This is a genomic window from Mycolicibacter engbaekii, assembly GCF_002101585.1.
GTDB lineage: Bacteria > Actinomycetota > Actinomycetes > Mycobacteriales > Mycobacteriaceae > Mycobacterium > Mycobacterium engbaekii.
The window spans coordinates 39,682-57,856 of sequence record NZ_LQOT01000042.1 but is presented as its reverse complement, the minus strand read 5'-3'; the positions used below and the strand labels follow the sequence as shown (position 1 = coordinate 57,856).

The 18,175-nt window shown below is 67.8% G+C and carries 14 protein-coding genes; 8 read left to right on the top strand and 6 right to left on the bottom strand.

The annotated features are described in order from the left end of the window. Positions 1–77: 77 nt before the first annotated feature. Positions 78–2,033, bottom strand: coding sequence for a neutral/alkaline non-lysosomal ceramidase N-terminal domain-containing protein (locus AWC02_RS13050; protein WP_085129178.1), 1,956 nt, complete (start codon positions 2,031–2,033; stop codon positions 78–80). A 193-nt stretch (positions 2,034–2,226) separates the two neighbouring features. Between AWC02_RS13050 and AWC02_RS13045 the strand changes: the two genes are divergently transcribed. From AWC02_RS13045 to AWC02_RS13030, 4 genes are all read left to right on the top strand, one after another. Continuing rightward, positions 2,227–3,501: an acyltransferase family protein gene (locus tag AWC02_RS13045; protein ID WP_085129177.1), complete on the top strand. Its 1,275-nt coding sequence runs from the start codon at positions 2,227–2,229 to the stop codon at positions 3,499–3,501. A gap of 47 nt (positions 3,502–3,548) precedes the next feature. Continuing rightward, on the top strand, positions 3,549–4,232 hold the full coding sequence (locus AWC02_RS13040; RefSeq protein WP_085129260.1) for an Rv0518 family GDSL lipase: 684 nt from the start codon (positions 3,549–3,551) through the stop codon (positions 4,230–4,232). Between the two features lie 42 nt (positions 4,233–4,274). Continuing rightward, positions 4,275–5,252, top strand: coding sequence for an NAD-dependent epimerase/dehydratase family protein (locus AWC02_RS13035; RefSeq protein ID WP_085129259.1), 978 nt, complete (start codon positions 4,275–4,277; stop codon positions 5,250–5,252). 62 nt (positions 5,253–5,314) lie between these two features. Continuing rightward, the gene (locus tag AWC02_RS13030) at positions 5,315–6,286 is read left to right on the top strand and encodes a GlxA family transcriptional regulator (protein ID WP_272818989.1); all 972 of its coding nucleotides are present in this window, start codon (positions 5,315–5,317) and stop codon (positions 6,284–6,286) included. A 16-nt stretch (positions 6,287–6,302) separates the two neighbouring features. Here AWC02_RS13030 and AWC02_RS13025 read toward each other — a convergent pair whose 3' ends face one another. Continuing rightward, positions 6,303–7,895 (bottom strand): UbiD family decarboxylase, encoded by a 1,593-nt coding sequence (locus tag AWC02_RS13025; protein WP_085129176.1) that lies wholly within the window; start codon positions 7,893–7,895, stop codon positions 6,303–6,305. Further along, positions 7,892–8,530, bottom strand: a complete 639-nt coding sequence (locus tag AWC02_RS13020; protein ID WP_085129175.1) for a UbiX family flavin prenyltransferase — start codon at positions 8,528–8,530, stop codon at positions 7,892–7,894. Before AWC02_RS13020 ends, AWC02_RS13025 begins: the two co-directional genes overlap by 4 nt. Positions 8,531–8,763: 233 nt before the next feature. On the opposite strand from AWC02_RS13020, the gene AWC02_RS13015 reads away from it, so the two are divergent. Beyond that, positions 8,764–9,486, top strand: coding sequence for an SDR family oxidoreductase (locus AWC02_RS13015; protein ID WP_085129174.1), 723 nt, complete (start codon positions 8,764–8,766; stop codon positions 9,484–9,486). 31 nt (positions 9,487–9,517) lie between these two features. Next, the gene (locus AWC02_RS13010) at positions 9,518–10,165 is read left to right on the top strand and encodes an HD domain-containing protein (protein WP_085129173.1); all 648 of its coding nucleotides are present in this window, start codon (positions 9,518–9,520) and stop codon (positions 10,163–10,165) included. 6 nt (positions 10,166–10,171) lie between these two features. On the opposite strand, the gene aceA is transcribed toward AWC02_RS13010, so the two are convergent. Then, positions 10,172–12,472, bottom strand: coding sequence for an isocitrate lyase ICL2 (gene aceA / locus AWC02_RS13005; protein ID WP_085129172.1), 2,301 nt, complete (start codon positions 12,470–12,472; stop codon positions 10,172–10,174). 303 nt (positions 12,473–12,775) lie between these two features. On the opposite strand from aceA, the gene AWC02_RS13000 reads away from it, so the two are divergent. Together AWC02_RS13000 and AWC02_RS12995 are read left to right on the top strand one after the other, a co-directional pair. Next, positions 12,776–13,000, top strand: coding sequence for a hypothetical protein (locus tag AWC02_RS13000; RefSeq protein ID WP_237160459.1), 225 nt, complete (start codon positions 12,776–12,778; stop codon positions 12,998–13,000). Positions 13,001–13,077: 77 nt separating this feature from the next. Further along, complete coding sequence (locus AWC02_RS12995; protein ID WP_085129170.1) at positions 13,078–14,895, top strand: fatty acyl-AMP ligase; 1,818 nt, start codon at positions 13,078–13,080, stop codon at positions 14,893–14,895. Positions 14,896–14,906: 11 nt separating this feature from the next. On the opposite strand, the gene AWC02_RS12990 is transcribed toward AWC02_RS12995, so the two are convergent. Together AWC02_RS12990 and AWC02_RS12985 are read right to left on the bottom strand one after the other, a co-directional pair. Next, on the bottom strand, positions 14,907–17,720 hold the full coding sequence (locus AWC02_RS12990) for an MMPL/RND family transporter (RefSeq protein WP_085129169.1): 2,814 nt from the start codon (positions 17,718–17,720) through the stop codon (positions 14,907–14,909). Continuing rightward, positions 17,717–18,148: an MmpS family transport accessory protein gene (locus AWC02_RS12985; protein ID WP_085129257.1), complete on the bottom strand. Its 432-nt coding sequence runs from the start codon at positions 18,146–18,148 to the stop codon at positions 17,717–17,719. The genes AWC02_RS12990 and AWC02_RS12985 overlap by 4 nt, the downstream gene beginning before the upstream one ends. Positions 18,149–18,175 lie beyond the last annotated feature (27 nt).

Genomic DNA, 18,175 nt, shown 5'->3' with positions numbered 1-18,175 from the left:
GGATCGCTGTCGGCGGGTGCGCCGACCTCGATGTTTCCGACGGTATGCGGCGAAGTTAAGGCGTCTTGGGCGACCGATTAACGCTTTGGTGAGATATCGAACGGGTCGGTGACTCCGGTGAACGCGGTGATGTGCCCATCGGCGTCCCGCGCGTCGCCGTCGTAGCGCAGGCGGTACCGCCCACCGGCGACATCGTCGGGGATCGTCCAGGTCACCGTGATGGTCGACCCGCGCCGTCCGCTGCGGCGCCAGCGGAACGTCGTCGACCAGTCGCTGTCGTCGGCCACCGTGTCCCAGCCTCCGGCAGTCTGTCGCTCCACCCGCACGTAGGTGCCGCCGCGATGCAGGTCGTTGTTCGGGTAGGCGCCGGTGAACACCGCCGACACCGTGGCCCCGGGCCGGTATTCGCGCTCCGGGGCCGCCACGACGTCGCCGAACCGCTGGCCGGGGGCCGGCGCATCGGGCTTAAGCCGGCGCCGTGAGCGCCGGCGGCGGGACGGCTCGGCGGGCCGCCTGCCGTCGGGGGCGGGTCGCTGCTCGCGCATCGCGGTGGCCAGTTCCGCCACCACCTGCTGCAGGGCCGGCAGCTCCCAGCGGCCGAACAGGGTGCTGCCGCCTTCGTAACGTTGCTCGTCGTATTCCTCCGGCGTCGTGACGTAATGCAGGTAGCCGTTGCTGTAGCCGGCCACCAGCACGTCGCGCAGCTCGGCGCCCACGATCTCGGCCACGGTGCGGCGCAGCCGCAGGCCCGCCACAATGGTGACTTCGGCGGGAATGCCGATCAGATACAGCTGACCGATGCGCAGCAGCTGCACCGGGCCGCCCTCGGGCATCAGCAGCGACAACGCCTTGTTCAGCCGGATCCCGGGACCCACGGCGCCCTTGGGGGCGTGCGCGTCGCGCAGTCGCGGCGAGAGGCGGAAAACCGTGTTGGCCACCAGTCCGTCGAAAAGACGGTTGCGGCCCTGCTTCAACAGCGGATACAGCGGCCCGGCGCCTTCGTCGGTGCCGGCCAGACACGACGTCCCCGCCAACGCGGGACCGGTGCGGTGGGCTCGGCCGTCCCCGGTGAATTCCGGCCGCACCTCGAAGTCGGTCAGGTCCACATAGGTGGCGCGGAAGTCAATCCCGCCGGTCACCTCGGTGCCGTGCCCGCGGGTCAGTTCGGTGGCCGCGGTGGCCTGGCGGCCCCCGATGATGCGGGTGTTCTCGAATTCGTCCTCGGTGGGGCCGCTGCCGGGGCGGTGGTTGAGGTTGGGCGACATGTCCCCGGAGTTGGTCTGGGCGAAGGCCGCGATGAAATCCGGTGGGGCCGGCGACAGGTAGTCGACGCCGTGGTCGAGGCGCTCGCACTGGTAGGCCGCATACCCCTTGTTGTCCCCGCTGATCAAGGTGTTGCGGTTGGTCATGGACGTGCCGTGGGTGGCGAACCAGTTCACCGCCCCGACCAGTCGGCCATCGCGTTCGATGCGCAGCAAGGTGGTCTGGGGGTCGATCTTGTCGGGGAAGTGGGCGCGATCGGCCTCGGGGTTGCGGGCGAACGCCGACGGCGACCGATTGCTGCTGGCGTCATGCAACCGGCCCACGGCAAGGCTCAGGCTGGCCGGCGCCAGGTCGGCATGGGCCCGGTCCACTGCTTCACAGATTCCGTCGACGATCGCGTCGAACGTCTGTTGCCGGAACCCGTGGGTGTTGGAGTTGTACAGGCGGTGATCCGAGTAGCCGCCGGGGCCGCAATGGGTGTGCGTCGCGGTCAGCATCACGTTGGCAAAGGTGTACAGCTGGCCGTAGGTGTCGGCCAGGCGACCCAACACCGCGTGGTGAATGCTTTCGACCAGCAGTGGAATCTCGCAGACCACCAGCAGCAGCCGGTTGCCGGCGGCGGCGTCGGCGATGACGAAGGCGCGGGCGCGCAGCCGATTGTGTATCCCGTCGGTCTGCTGGGAGGCCACTCCGTAGCCGAGCATTCCGCATTCGGCCGGTTCGCCGGTGATGTCGGCGATTCCGCGTCCCACCTGGTAGTCGTCTGGCATCGCTACAGTATTCATAACGCCCTGCCGCACATCGTCGCCGACGCACCGGCCGACAACTTCTCCCGGGCATTCTGCGCTGCTAGTCTGCGAGGGCTGCCGGCTACCGGGTTGTGGCTGCTGATCGTCGAGGCATCTCGACGGGCCCGCACCCGAGGCAGTCTGGACAAGCGGAGCCCACCGGCGAAAGAGTGTTGTGCGCACCGGAGAGATCAAGGCCCTGACCGGGCTTCGCATCGTCGCCGCGGTATGGGTGGTGCTGTTTCATTTCCGCCCGCTGCTGCAGCTGGCATCGCCGGCGGTCAGCGACGCGCTCGCGCCGGTGCTCGACCGGGGCGCCCAGGGCGTCGACCTGTTCTTCATCCTCAGTGGCTTCGTTCTGACCTGGAACTACCTGGAACGGATGGGCGAGACCTTCTCGGCCCGTGCCACGCTGCACTTCCTATGGCTGCGGCTCGCCCGGGTCTGGCCCATCTACCTGGTCACCTTGCACCTGGCGCTGCTGTGGGTGATCTTCACCCTGCACGTTGGGCATGTTCCCACCGAGGACCTCAGCCGGATCACCGCGGTCAGCTACGTGCGTCAGGTTCTGCTGGTGCAGCTGTGGTTCGAGCCCTTCTTCGACGGGTCGAGCTGGGACGGTCCGGCCTGGTCCATCAGCGCAGAGTGGCTGGCCTACCTGTTGTTCGCCGGACTGGTACTGCTGGTCTTCCGGGCGATGCGGGTCACCTCGGCGCGCGGGCTGGCGGCGCTGGCCGTCATCGCCTCGCTTCCGCCGCTGCTGCTGTTGCTTGCCACCGGCCAGTTCTACAGCCCCTGGAGTTGGTTGCCGCGCATCGTCATGCAGTTCACCGCGGGCGCCCTGGCCTGCGCGGCGGTGCGCAAGATCGAGCCGCAGGGGCTGAGCGACGCGGCCCGGCGAGCCGCCGGATTCGGCTCGGCACTGCTCGTGGTTGCGATGGTCGGTGTTCTGTACTTCTTCGACAGCCATCCGATCTCCGGGCTCTATGACAGCGGAGGCCTGGTCGACGTCTTGTTCGTGCCGTTGGTGATGTGCCTGGCCATCGGCATCGGCAGCCTGCCCGCGCTGCTGTCCACCCGGGTGCTGGTCTACGGCGGGCAGATCTCGTTCTGCCTGTACATGGTTCACGAGCTGGTGCACACGTCCTGGAACTGGGCCGTCCTGCAGTTCGAGATCGTGCTCGGCGAGGGGACGTCCGCCGCCAAATGGGCGGTGGCGGCGGTGCTGGCGGCGGCGACGCTGCTGTCGGTGCTGCTGTTCCACGGGGTGGAGGAGCCGGGCCGGCATTGGATGCGCAAAATGATCGGCGCGCGCCCGGAGCCCGCACCGGCGGCCCCGGCAGAAGACCCCCTGGCGGTCGAGCCGAACGATTCGCCGGACAGTTGTCCCGGCCCGGAGGACGGTGTACTCGGGGAGGTCCCGCTCGAGGTCCCGGCTACTCTGCGCTGAGGACAGGGGAGGTGGCAGTGAGTCGGGTGTGGGCATTCGCCGCGGTGATGGTGACCGGCGTCGTCGCGGTCGTCGCGGCCACCGGCTACGTGGCACGCGGGCAGTCCCCGACGCGTCACCTGGCCACGGTCCCGCTGAGCGCCACGCCGAATCGGATCGCGGTGATCGGCGACTCCTACACCTCCGGGTATCAGGACACCGGGCGCGGCGCGGCGAACTGGACCGAGCGGACCTGGCAGAACCTGGCCGGCCGCGGGGTCTTCGTCAGCGCCGACGTAGCGGCGGAAGGCGGTGCGGGATACGGCGTGCGCGGCAACCGGGGCGCATTGTTCGAGGACCTGACCTCCCGTGCGGTGCGACCCGAGGACGCGCTGGTGGTGTTCTTCGGCTCGCGTAACGATCAGGATGTCGAGCCGGGCCAGCTGACCCGCATGATCGCCGACGCGTTGGGGCTGGCTCGCCGGACGGCGCCGGGTGCGCGGATGCTCGTGATCGGACCGCCGTGGCCCACCGCCGATGTGCCGGGCAATATCTGGCGAATCCGCGACATCCTCAGCACCGAGGCCCGCGTCGTGGGTGCGGTGTTCATCGACCCGCTCGCCGAGCGGTGGTTCGTCGGCCTGCCTGACCTGATCGGCCCGGACGGGGTGCATCCCACCGACGCCGGCCACGCCTACATGGCCGACAAGATCGCGCCGCTGATCGCCGACCAGTTGCCCAAACGGGTCTGATCCACCGGGGGGGTGCGCGAAGATCGTGAGAAGGGGGGCGCGATGCGGGTACTGATCACCGGCGGAACCGGATTCGTGGGCGGCTGGACCGCCAAGGCGATCGCCGACGCGGGACACCGGGTGCGATTCCTGGTCCGCAATCCGGCAGGCCTGCACAGCAGTGTGGCGCGGTTGGGTGTCGACGTCTCGGACCATGTCGTCGGCGACATCACCGACGCACAGTCGGTGCGCCAGGCCCTGCGGGGCTGCGACGCGGTGGTGCACGCCGCGGCTGTGGTCGCCACCGATCCCCGCCAGACGGCGCAGATGCTGACCACCAACTCGGCGGGGGCACACCACGTGCTCGGGGGAGCGGTCGAGTTGGGGCTGGATCCGATCATTCATGTCTCCAGCTTCACCGCGCTGTTCCACCCGGGCCTGAAGATGCTGCGGGCCGACCTGCCGGTGGCCGGCGGCGCCGACGGCTACGGCCAGTCGAAAGCCCGCGAAGAACTCTATGCGCGGGGGCTGCAGGACGCCGGCGCCCCGGTCAACATCACCTATCCGGGAATGGTGCTCGGACCGCCGGTCGGGGATCGGCTCGGCGAGGCCGGAGAAGGGGTACGGACCGCGCTGGAGATGCACGTCATCCCCGGGCGCGGCGCGGCGTGGCTGGTGATCGATGTGCGTGATCTGGCGGCACTGCACCTCGCGCTGCTGGAACCCGGACGTGGCCCGCGGCGCTACATGGCCGGCGGCCGGCGGGTGCCCCCGGGACACCTGGCGAGGCTGCTCGCCGACGTGTCGGGATCACCCATGGTGACGGTGCCGGTACCCGATGTCGCCTTGCGCTGGACGGGCTGGATCCTCGACCAGGTGCAGCAGACGCTTCCCATCGCGACCCCGTTCACCGAGGCCGGCATGCAGTACTACACCCAGATGCCCGACTCCGATGACTCGCCGGCCGAGCGCGATTTCGGGATCGTGTTCCGAACCCCCCGGGAAACACTGGCCGACACCATTGCGGGCATCCGCCGCTAGCGGCCTGTTCGGGAGCTTGGCTCTCGCCGCCCGTACCCCGGCGAACGCGACATAATGGCTGCGTGACTGACACCTGCGCCGGCTCGCGGCTGGTGGTGATCGTCGTCTTCGATGAAGTGACGATGCTCGACGTCGCCGGGGCAGCAGAAGTCTTCGTCGAAGCCAATCGGTTTGGCGCGGATTACGTGGTCAAGATCGCCTCGGTGGATGGCCACGATGTGACGACCTCTATCGGCGCCCGGCTCGGCGTCACCGACCGTCTTGCCGACATCGCGTCCGCCGACACCGTCATGGTCGCCGGCGGCGACAATCTGCCCAGGCGCCCCCTCGATCCTGCACTGGTCGAAGCCGTCAGGTCGGTTGCCGGCCGAACCCGCCGCTTGGCGTCCATCTGCACCGGGTCGTTCATCCTGGCCCAGGCCGGCGTGCTCAGCGGCCGTCGTGCCACCACCCACTGGCACGAGGCCAGATTGCTGGCGCGGGCATTTCCCGACATCGCGGTCGAGCCGGATGCCATCTTCATCCGTGACGGCGACGTATACACCTCGGCCGGTGTGTCAGCCGGTGTCGACCTCGCGTTGGCGTTGGTCGAAATGGATCACGGCAGCAAGCTGGTTCGCGAGGTCGCGCGATGGCTGGTGGTCTATCTGAAACGCGCTGGCGGACAGTCACAATTCTCCACTCTGGTCGAGGCGGATCCGCCCCCGGAGTCTGCGCTGCGCAAGGTCACCGATGCGATCGCGGCCGACCCGGCCGACGACCACAGCGTGAACGCTCTCGCCAGACGCGCCGCGTTGAGCAGCCGGCAACTGACCCGGCTGTTTCAGTCCGAACTCGGGACCACCCCGGCCCGTTACGTCGAGACGGTGCGCATCGATGCCGCCCGCGCCGCGCTCGACGCGGGCCACAGCGTCACCGAGTCCGCGCACCGAGCAGGGTTCGGCAGCGCGGAGACACTGCGCCGGGTGTTCACCGAGCACTTGGGCGTGTCGCCGAAGGCCTACCGGGATCGGTTCCGCACGACGGTCCGCTGAGATCGCTGCCACGGTCCTACACCGCCGGAAACCGTCTGCTCAGCTTCTCCAGGGTCAGCATTTCGCGTCCCGCTTCGTCGAGGTAGGGGATACCGATCCCATACTCTTCCCACCGCGCTGCAATTCGGGCCTCCAGTTCGGGAGCGAGCCGGTCGGTCGGCGGGAACCGGCGCCCGCCCCACACGTCGCGGGGCTCGATCTCCCAGCTGCGGGTCGCGTCGACGAGCACCCGGGTCCATTCGCCCGCGCCGTACTTGTTGGCGTCGTTGCGTTCCGGCGGAGTCGACGGATCCAATGAGGACCCGAATCCCGGCCCGAAGAAGGCGATATCGCCCAGGCCGGCGTTGACTCGGTGCGACATGGCCCAGTCCAGCGCTGCCGGGTCATGCACATCGATGTCCTCCTCGACGACCACCACATTCTTGTGGAACCACACCGCACCGCCGGTTCCCCACAGCGCCGCGGCGATCTGTTGCGGATGGCCCCGGTAGCGCTTTTGAATCTGCACCAGGGTGTTCTGACCGTTGGTGACCTCCGTCATCCAGAGGTCGGTGATGCCACCGATCCCGAGATCGTCGAGCGTGTTCCAGGTGATCGCCGACCGTGCGAAATTGATGATGCTGTCCTCGTTCAGCATTCCGGGCCGGATGCCCTCGAGGGTTCCGCGTAACAGCGGATCATTGCGGTGGGTGATACGGGTGACCCGCAATACGGGTGCGGGTGCGGCATCGCCGATGAATCCGGGGTACTCCGCGAACGGGCCCTCCATGACGAAGCTTGCCGGGTCCGGATCGATATAGCCTTCGACCACGATCTCGGCCGTTGCCGGTACGTGCAGGGGAACCGATTCGCAGGCGACCAGATCCACCGGGCGACCGAGTAAGGCGCCCATCATGTCCCATTCACATACGCTCTTCGGGAACGGGCTGCCGGCGCAGAACGGCAGCACGTCGTGCCAGCCGTAGACGACGGCAACCGGCATCGGCTCCGGCTTGTATTCCGCCATATGGCCGCCCCAGCCCTGGCTCGGAACCAGGAGTTTGGCGATCTTGTCGCGGCCCACGATCATGCCCCGGTACAGGCCGATGTTGTCGCGGCCCGTCACCGTGTCCTGGGTGACCACACCGCAGTAGGTGTCGATGTAGCGGCCGCCGTCTTCGCCGTGCCACTTGGGCACCGGCAGCTCATGCAGGTTGATGTCGGCGCCCTCGACGATGTTCTCCTTGACCGGGCCGGTCTCGACCACGCGCGGCGGAATGGGCTTCTTGAAAGCGTCGCGAAGGTGCGCGACGATCTGTGAATCGCTGGTGTCCTCGGGCAGCCCCAGCATGAGCCGGATCTGGCGTCGGCTCCCGAGCGCCGACGTCACGAGCTTGGTGCATCGGGTGCTGGTGTGGCCGACAATGTTCTCGAAGAGCAATGCGGGCCCGCCCAGAGAGAGGTTGGCGCGGGTGATCGCGCCGATCTCCTCGTTCCAGTCGACGGGAACGGCGATCCGGCGCAACTGGTCCGCAGCCTCCAGGGTGACGAGCCAACTGCGCATATCCGGACCGGTCGCGTCTGGTTCGGCGATGTCAGCGAGAGCGGGAAGTCCTGCGGCGGATGTCATTTCGCAGTCCTCACGATCTTCAGTGGTGTCGACTCGTCGGCTGGGCGGTCGGTCACGTCGCGATCCGGATCTGGGCTCGGATCGTCTTTCCAACGGTCGATCAATGAGTGCTCGATTCCGAGTTGGTCGATGACGCGGCCGACCACGTAGTCGGTCACCTCGTCGATGGAGCTGGGTCGTCCGTAGTAGGCGACGGTCGGCGGGAAGATCACCGCGCCGGAACGCGCCAGGTAGTGCATGTTCTCCAGGTGTATCTCACTAAGCGGCGCCTCCCGGGTGACCAGGATCAGCTTGCGTCGCTCCTTGAGCGTGACATCAGCGGCCCGCGTGATCAGGTTGTCGCTGAAGCCGATTCGGATAGCGCTCAACGTCTTCATGCTGCACGGGCACACCACCATGCTGTCGGTGCGAAACGACCCGCTGGAAATGCTTGCCGCAAGGTCCCTGGCACTGTAGCTGTGGGTCGCCAGGGCGCGGACCTCGGCCACGGTGGCATCGGTCTCGATCTTGATCGTCGCCCGTGCCCACTCGCTGAGGATCAGGTGCGTCTCCACCCCCAACTCGCCAAGCGTTTCCAACAGTCGGATGCCCAAGACGGCGCCGGTTGCTCCGGTCAGGGCGACTACTAGGCGCATGGCCTCCTCCTCCCACTCGATCGCCCCGCCCCCACGTGGGCGAACTGCCGCCAGTCTGGTGCGGCTCTGAGGCTGCCGCGACGGTCAAATCCGTCGTCGTTCCCACAGATTCAGCCACGTGTTCCGGTCCGGCGTTTGTCTGAATCTGTGGGATATGCGGCAGATCAGCCACGGCTGGTTCCCCTGATCACCGCCCAGACTGGACGGCGAGAGGCGATTGGAGAGAAACCCCGATGCCAGAGACGACCCCCATACGGCGCGTGTTGATCACCGGTGCATCCAAGGGCATCGGGCGCGCCGTCGCAGACCGCCTGGCAGCCAACGGCTTCGAGCCGATCGGCATCGCCCGCAGCACACCGCGCGACTTCCCGGGAGCGATCTACTCGGTAGACCTGGCTGACCGCTCGGCCACCGCGAGCACCCTGGGGACGATCCTCGCCGACGGCACGGTCGACGCGGTCGTGAACAACGTGGGCTTCGCGCACTTCGGCCGGATCGGCTCGGTGGACCTCGATCACCTGTTTGAGACCTACGACATGAACGTGCGCACCGCCGTACAGGTGGTTCAGGCGATGTTGCCGGGCATGATCGACCGCGGCTGGGGGCGCATCGTCAACGTCACGAGCCTGACCACGCGCGGTACGCAGGAACGTACGCCTTATGCGGCCGCCAAGGCGGCGCTGGAAGCCTGTACGCGAATCTGGGCGCGCGAACTCGCCCAGACCGGAATCACCGTGAACGCGGTGGCGCCCGGCCCCACAGAGACTGAGATGTACCGCGAGCGCAGCCCGGTGGGGTCAGAGCGGGAAAGCGCACTGCTGCACAACATTCCGATGGGCCGCGTCGGAAGGCCGGCCGAGATCGCACATACGATCTGCTTCCTGTTGGACGAGGACGCCGAATACATCACCGGGCAGACCATCGGAGTAGACGGCGGCGGAAGCCTCGCCGGATAAGCACCCGTCGTGAGAGAAGGGAACCAGATCAATGACCAGAGCAGTTGAGACCATCGCCGGCGTCGTCATCCCCGACACCGCCCTGGTGCGCGAGACCACCGAATACATTCGTGACGCCGAAGACGACCTGCTGTTCCACCACTCGCGCCGGGTGTACCTGTTCGGGGCGCTGCAGGGCCGCCGGCGCGGTCTGACACCCGACTTGGAACTGCTGTATGTCGGGGCCATGTTTCACGACCTGGGCCTGACCGACCGTTACCGCGAGTCGCAACTGCGCTTCGAGGTCGACGGTGCCAACGCCGCCCGCGCCTTCCTGCTGGAACGCGGCATCGACGAAGCCGAGGCCCGCAAGGTGTGGCTGAGCATCGCGCTGCACACCACGCCGGGCATCCCCGAATTCTTGGACCCGGAGATCGCCCTGGTCACCGCCGGTGTCGAGACCGATGTGCTCGGGTTCGGCCGTGACGACTTGACCGCGGACCTGCGTGCGGCGGTGACCACGGCGCACCCGCGGCCCGACTTCAAACGGCGCATCCTGCACGCCTTCAATGACGGCTTCAAACAGCGCCCGGACAGCACATTCGGCACGGTGAACGCCGACGTGCTCGCACACTTCGACCCGTCGTTTGTCCGTCAGGACTTCGTGGAGACGATTCTCGGCAACAGCTGGCCCGAGTAGTGGTGCTCAGACCTCTTTCGTGATCAGCTTGCCCAGCGCCTCCCGGTCGGATGCCAGCAGCTCGTCGATGCGCGGCTGGTTGACGTCGGCGACGATGATCTCGCCGACCTCTTGGTTGACGCTGCTGAAGATGCCGTGCTCCTTCATCTTCTGGGTCTGGTACAGGTTGTCCTGGGTGGGGGTGACATAGTGCACCGCCGCGGCCTTGAACCGGTGGATCAGCCACAGGTGCGCCAGATCCATCAGCCGCTTCTGGCGCAGCTTCTCGGCGAAGGTGTTCTGGTCGCGCACCGTCAAGATGCTGCGGCCGTGCCGGTCCTTGATCGGGTCGACGATGACGTTGGCGAGCTTCTCGTCGCCGTCGCCGTAGATCCCCAGTTCCAGCACATCGGAGCCGGGACGCGTCGGCCGCAGCTGTACCCGCAGGTTCTCACCGAGCTGGTAATGCTGCGCCCACAGCGCCAGCCAATCCTCGAGCAGCTTCTTGGGCACCTCGGTCTGCACCAGGTGTTGATGCTGGGTGGAGCCGGCGCCCATCGCCTTGGTGGTGGCCGTGCGGCCCGACGACGCGGCCAGCGCGGCGTCGCTGCGGGGCCCGCCGACCAGCGTCTGCGGTGTGCGGTAGGGCGACTCCACCAGGCGCATCTTGCGCTGCAGGCGCGCCAGTGCCAGCATGCCGTCCTGCAACAGGGTGGCCGCGAACTCCTCGGAGGCCACACCGTCCACCTGGTGACCGCCGTAGGTGATGAAGTTGAAGACGAAGCCCATCTTGCCGAGCTCGGCGGGGAAGGCCCGCATCTCGTCGTCGGTCATGCCCGTGGTGTCCCAGTTGAACGACGGGGACAGGTTGTAGGCCAGCATCTGGTCGGGGAACTGCGCGTGGATCGCCTCGGCGAACTCGCGGGCATCGGCCAGGTCCGCGGTCTTGGTCTCCATCCACAGCAGGTCGGCGAACGGTGCCGCGGCCAGGGACTTCGCGATCGCATAGGGAATGCCGCCGCGCACCTGAAAGTAGCCCTCGGGGGTCTTGGCCCGTTCGCAGTCCCAGCCGGGATCGGCGTTGAGTTCGGCGGCCTTGGCCCGCGCGGTGTAAAGCGGCGCGCGGGCGGCGAATTCGCGCCACTGGTCCGCGGTCATGTCTTTGGGTTCGCCTTCGCGTTCGGCGAACTCGAGCATCTCGGCGACGGCGTCCGCGAACGTCATCAGCCCGGCGTCGTTCTGCCAGGCCTCCACGAACTTCGACTCGATCTCGTCGAAGATGCCATCGACGGATCTGCTCCCGTCGCTGTTCCAGCCCCGGGCAGCCTCGGTGATCAAGGCGGTGACTCCGGCGCGTTCCAGCCAGGCGTCGGCGGCGGCGTACTCGCCCTCGGGCAGGGCATAGAGCAGGTGACCGTTGATCTCGGTGATGCCGGAGTTGTGGAGCTGGCGCGTCATCGCCAGGAAACAGGCCTTGTAGGACGGGATCCTCAAATTGGTGGTGCCCAGGATGAACGGCTGGTCGCGCTCGTCGCCGCGGCTCTCCACCAGGTTGGCCGCCTCGGCGTCGGTGCGCGCGACGATGATGCCGGGCACGCCCATCAGGTCCAGCTGGAAGCGGGCGGTGTTGAGCCGCTTGATCTGCTCGTCGGAGGGCACCAGCACCTTGCCGCCCTGGTGTCCGCACTTCTTGGTGCCGGGACGCTGATCCTCGATGTGGTAGCCGGGAACGCCTGCTTCGACGAAGCGGCGGATCAGGTTGCGCACGTGCGGATCACCGCCGTGGCCGGTGTCGGCGTCGGCGATGATGAAGGGCCGGTAGTCCACCGCGGGTGTGGCGGCGCGCTGCTCCGGCGTCATCTGCAGGCGCAGATACTGCTGGTTGCGGTCTGCGGTCAGCAGGGCACGCACCAGCCCCGCTGCCTCGTCGGGCACCTGGCTGAGCGGGTAGCTGGCCAGGTCGGGCCCCGGGTCCTCGGTGATGGACCCCTTCGCCGAGGTCGCCCAGCCGCCCAGGTAGATGCCCTCGATGCCGACTCGCTTCATCACGACGGCCTGGCCGGGCGAGTACGGCCCGAAGGTGGTGATGCTCTTCTTCGCGGCGAACAGCTCGCGCAGCCGTGCGTAGAACGCGGTAGCCGCTTCCCGCGCGACGGTGTAGTCGGCGGGAATGGTGCCGCGCTGTTCGACGACTTGACGGGCGCTGTAGAGCCGGGTGATGCCCTCGAATCGGGGACTGTCGAAGTACTGCTGCATCGCGGCGATGTCGGCGTCGACGCCGTGGTCGACCGGTGTGCTCGTCGTCGGGTTCTTCTGGATCGTGGTCATGGAATTTCGCTCCCTTGCACCCGTGCTTCCTCCCCGTATTCTGCCGCTGCACGCTGAGCGGTAGCTCGGTTTTGCCCTACATCTTCGGTACCCGCAGTCGGTGCCGCGGAACCCCGCCGAAGCCCTCGGATTCGTGAACCGACGTGGCTAAGCTCAAGCGCTATGACGTCCCCGTCGGATCGGTGGGCACAGCAGTGGCAACCGCCGTCGCGGCCAGGCACGACCGGCCGCTGGGCGGCGCGACGGATGAGTCGGCGGTTCGCCGCGGTGGGGGTCCGGATTCCGCCTGCTCGGTTACGTGAGATGGCGGTCGGCGCACCGCTGGCGTCGAGGGAATCGGTCGACGTCGCGTTCGCGCTCGCGGCTACCGAACTCCAGCATGAGCAGCGGCTGGCCAGGGCACGGCGTAACCGGAGACGCGTGATGAACGCACTGATCATGGCTGGCCTGATGATCGCCGCGCTCAATCTGTTGATCTGTATGGGCTACGTGTTCATCAGCCTGGCGCTACGCGAACCGTCCCCCTGACCGGCTGCGGTGAACGCGGTTGTGTGGGGCCGCCTTTGGACTCGTGACAGAGGGCGCGCAAACCCTAGACTGCGGGCATGGTGCAGTCGCAGCGTTGCGCGCCCCGAAGTGGGCTGGTGCAGATCGAGGAGTGTCTGGACGCCGACGGCGGGATCGTCCTGCCGCCGGGCGACACGCTGATCTCGATGATCGCCCGCAATATCGCCACCGTGGGCGGCGCGGTGGCCTTCCGCTACCTCGACTATGCCGGTCCGGAAGAGGGCGGCAGGGCGCTGGAACTGACCTGGGCGCAACTCGGTCAGCGCCTGCGTGCCATCGGCGCCCGCCTGCAGGAGCTGACCGTTGCCGGTGACCGGGTGGCGATTCTCGCGCCGCAGGGCCTGGATTACATCACCGGGTTCTACGCCGCGATCAAGTGCGGCACCGTCGCGGTGCCGCTGTTCGCTCCGGAGCTGCCGGGGCACGCCGAGCGGCTCGAGACCGCCCTGGCCGACTGCACCCCCACGGTGGCGTTGACCACGTCTGCGGCGCGTGCGGCCGTCGAGGCGTTTCTGGGCAGGCTGCCGCAGTCGTTGCGGCCCCGGGTGGTGGTGCTGGATGAGATCCCGGACTCGGCCGGGCAGGCATTCGTGCCGGTGCCCATCGACGTCGACGGGGTGTCGCACCTGCAGTACACCTCGGGTACCACCCGGCCGCCGATCGGTGTGCGGGTCACCCATCGATCGGTGGGCACCAACCTGCTGCAGATGATCCTGTCGATCGACATGCTGGACCGCAACACCCATGGGCTCAGCTGGCTACCGCTCTATCACGACATGGGCTTGTCGATGATCGGCTTCCCAGCGGTCTATGGCGGCCACTCCACCCTGATCTCGCCGACGGCGTTCATCCGCCGCCCGCAGCGCTGGATTGCCGCCCTCTCGGACGCCTCCCGCCGGGGCCGGGTCGTGACCGCGGCACCGAATTTCGCCTATGAGCTGACCGCGGCGCGCGGCCTGCCCGCACCGGGCGCCGACATCGACCTGTCGCGGGTGGTGATGATCATCGGGTCGGAGCCGGTGAGCATGGCGGCGATCACCGCCTTCAGTGCGGCGTTCGCGCCCTACGGTCTGCCGTCCACCGCCATCAAGCCGTCCTACGGCATCGCCGAGGCCACGCTGTTCGTGGCCACCATCGCCCCCGAGGCCGAGCCGAGCGTGCTGTACCTGGACCGGGAGCAACTCGGTGCCGGACGTGCCGCGCCGGTGGCCGCCGACGACCCGGGTGCGCTGGGTCAGGTCTCCTGCGGGCAGGTCGCCCGCAGCCTGGCCGCGGTCATCGTCGACGCCGGCGCCGAGCTGCCCGACGGCAGCGTCGGCGAGATCTGGCTGCACGGCGACAACGTCACCGCCGGCTACTGGGGCCGGCCCGAGGAGACCCGGCAGGCGTTCGGCGCCCGGCTGCGGTCCCGGCTCGCGCGCGGCAGCCATGCCGGGACCACCCCGGCCGACGCTGATTGGCTGCGCACCGGCGACCTGGGCTTCTACCTCGACGGTGAGCTCTACGTGACCGGGCGGACGGTAGACCTGATCACCCTCGGCGGACGCGGGCACTACCCGCAAGACATCGAGAACACGGTGGCGCACGCCTCGCCGATGGTGCGCAGCGGCTACGTCGTCGCGTTCGCCGTGCCCACCGATCGCCTGGTGATCGTCGCCGAACGGGCGACCGGCACCGGCCGCAAAGACCCGGCACCGGCGATTGCGGCCATCCGGGCCGAGGTCCGGCGGGTGCACGGCGTGGACGCCGAGGTGCGGTTCGTCCCCGCCGGCGCGATTCCGCGCACCACCAGCGGGAAGCTCGGCCGCACCGCGTGCCGCCGGCAGTATCTGGCGGGCACCCTCGGCGTGCGTTGACGCCGCGGATCCTACGGTCGTTGCGCGGACGCCGGCGGCCGGGCCGGGACTTTCTGGGGCCACCAGAACCACGGGCCGAGCAGGGCGGCGACCGACGGTGTCAGGAACGACCGCACGATCAGGGTGTCGAACAGCAGCCCGAGTCCGATGGTGCTGCCCGCCTGGCCGATGGAATACAGGTCGCTGGCCGCCATCGACATCATGGTGAAGGCGAACACCAGGCCCGCTGCGGTCACCACCGACCCGGTTCCGCCGATCGAGCGGATGATGCCGGTCTTGATGCCGGCGCCGATCTCCTCCTGGAATCGGGAGACCAGCAGCAGGTTGTAGTCCGAGCCCACCGCCAGCAGGATGATGACGCCGAACACCGGCGCGATCCAGTTCAGTGGCAGCCCGAAGAGGTGTTGCCACACCAGCACCGTCAGACCGAAGGCCGCGCTCAACGACAGCAGGACGGTGCCGACGATCACCGCGGAGGCGACCAGCGCGCGGGTGATCAACAGCATCACGATGAAGATCAGGGTCACCGCCGCCACCCCGACGATCAGGATGTCATATGCCGAGCCGGCCTGGATGTCCTTGTACACCGCGGCGGTTCCGGTCAGGTAGAACTTCGCGTCGGTCAGCGGTGTTCCCTTGACGGCGTCGTGGGCCGCGGCGAGCATCGGGTCCACGAACGAAATGCCCTTGGGGGTGGCCGGGTCGGCGTCGTAGGTGACGATGAAGCGGGCAGCGGTTCCATCGGGTGAGATGAACAGCTCCAAGCCCTTCTGGAAGTCCGGGTTGTCGAAGGCCTCCGGCGGCAGATAGAAGTAGTCGTCGGACTTGGAGGCGTCGAACGCCCGGCCCATCTCGCTGGCCGTGTCGGTCATCCGCGCCATCTGGTTCACCAGCCCGGAGAAGCTCGAGTGCATGCTCTGCAGGCTGGCCCGCATGGACTCGGCGACCGCGATCATCGGGGCGAACTGCTCGACGATCTGCGGCATCACCGCCTGGATGTCGTTGATGTCGCTGAGCAGCGGCCGCATCTTCTCGCTGAACTGGTCCATGCCGTCATAGGCATCGAACACCGAGCGCACCGCGTGGCACACCGGGATGTTGAAGCAGTGCTGCTCCCAGTAGAAATAGTTGCGGACCGGGCGGGCCACATCGTCGAAATCGGCAATGTGATCGCGGATTTCGTCGACCGTGGCGGTGATGTCGGCCATGTCGGCCGACATCCGGCCGGTGGTCCCGCTCATCCGGGTGACCAGCTCGCGCAAGCGGGTCATCGAGGCGATTGTGGCGCCCAGGTCGTCGCTCATGGTGAGCATGTCCGCGAGCCGGTCGTTCATGAACTGCAGGTTCTCCTGGATCGGGACGGCCTGCATGCTGATCTGAAACGGAATCGAGGTGTGGTCGATCGGGCTGCCCAGGGGCCGCGTGATGCTCTGCACCCGCTCCACCCCGCGGGTGCGGAACATGTTCTTGGCGATCCGGTCCAAGATGATCATGTCGGCGGGGTTGCGCAGGTCGTGGTCGCTTTCGACCATGAGGACGTCCGGATTCATGCGGGCGGCGCTGAAGTGGCGTTCGGCTGCGTCGTAGCCGACGTTCGCCGGCAGGTCGGCCGGAATGTAGTGGCGGTCGTTGTAGCTGATCTTCATCCCCGGAACCGCGAGCATGCCGGCGAGCGTGACCAGCAGGGCGGCCACGAACACCGCGCCCGGCCAGCGGACGTTGGCGGTACCGATGCGCCGCCAGCCGCGCCCCTCGACCCGCTTGGGGTCCAGCAGGGGGGCGGCGACGGCGACGACGGCCGGGGCGACGGTCAGCGCACCGGCGATCACCACCAGCAGACCCAGCGCCGACGGGATGCCGAGCGCCTTGAAGTAGGACAGCCGGGCGAAATGCAGACACAGCGACGCGCCGGCGATCGTCAGTCCCGAGCCCAGGATCACGTGCCAGGTGCCCCGGAACATCGAATACCACGCGGTTTCGCGGTCCTCGCCGGCGTTGCGCGCCTCGTGGTAGCGACCGATCAGAAATATCGCGTAGTCGGTCCCGGCCGCGATCGCCAGCGACGACAGCATCGCCACCACGAAGGTGGAAAATCCCAGCAGGCCAAGGTTTCCCAGCAGGGCAACCAGGCCGCGCGCGGTTCCCATCTCGAAACCGACCATCACCAGGGCCAAGGCGACGGTGGCCGCGGAACGGTAGACGATGGCCAGCATGATGATGATGACCACCCCGGTGACGGCCATCATCTTGAGCATCGACTTGTCGGCGGCCTCGGTCATGTCGGTGGTCAGCGCCGCCTGCCCGGTGACGTAGGCCCGGACCTCCTCCGGCGCCGGCACCGAGGCCACGATCTTGCGCACCGCATCGACCGATTCGTTGCCCAGGGTGCTGCCCTGGTCGCCGGCGGTGTTGATCTGGGCGTAGGCGGCTTTGCCGTCGGCGCTTTGCACCCCGGCGGCGGTGATCGGATCGCCCCACAGGTCAGCGACGTGCTGAACGTGTTCGTGGTCGGCGGACAGTTTCTCGATCAACGTGTCGTAGTAACGGTGGGCGTCGGGCCCGAGTTTGTTCTCGCCCTCGATCACCAGCATGACCATCGAGTCGGAGTCGAATTCCTCGAACGTCGCGCCGATGTGTTTTGCGGCCATCAACGAGGGCGCGTCCTGGGGCGACATCGTGACCGCGTGCTCGCGCGCGACCGATTCGATCGGCGGCACCAGCACGTTGAGCCCGAGGGTGAGCAAAAACCAGAAGATGATCAGCGGCCACGCCAGCAGGCGGACCAGGCGCATATATGCGGGGCGGGGATTGCCGTGCGCGTTCATGCGGCTTTGACCAGACAGAAGACCTGGGCGTGGTGCCCGGTGGCCAGGTGCTCATCTTTGATCGCGCCGTTGACGGTGATGCGGCAGCCGATGCTGTCGCCGTCGCCCTGAGCGACCACGTTGCCGATCACGGCCGGACTCGTGGTGGTGATCGTGTACGTCCAGGGCAGTTGGGTGAACCGTGCCTCGACGGGCTGGGTCTGCTCGTTGAGGTAGCTGACCCCGCCGGTACTGCCGTCGGGGCCGAAGATCTCGTAGACGATCCGCTTCTCGTTGATCGATGCGATCGGCCGGGAGCCGCTGCCGTCCCAGCGGAATATCTCGTCTGATCCGAAGGCACCGCGCAGGTTGACCACCGCAACGGTCCCGGCGAGCGCGGCCAGGGCGACGACCACCGGCACCCAGGCCCGCTTGGCGATTGTGAGCATGGTGGCGACCTCCGAATTCACTCTGAC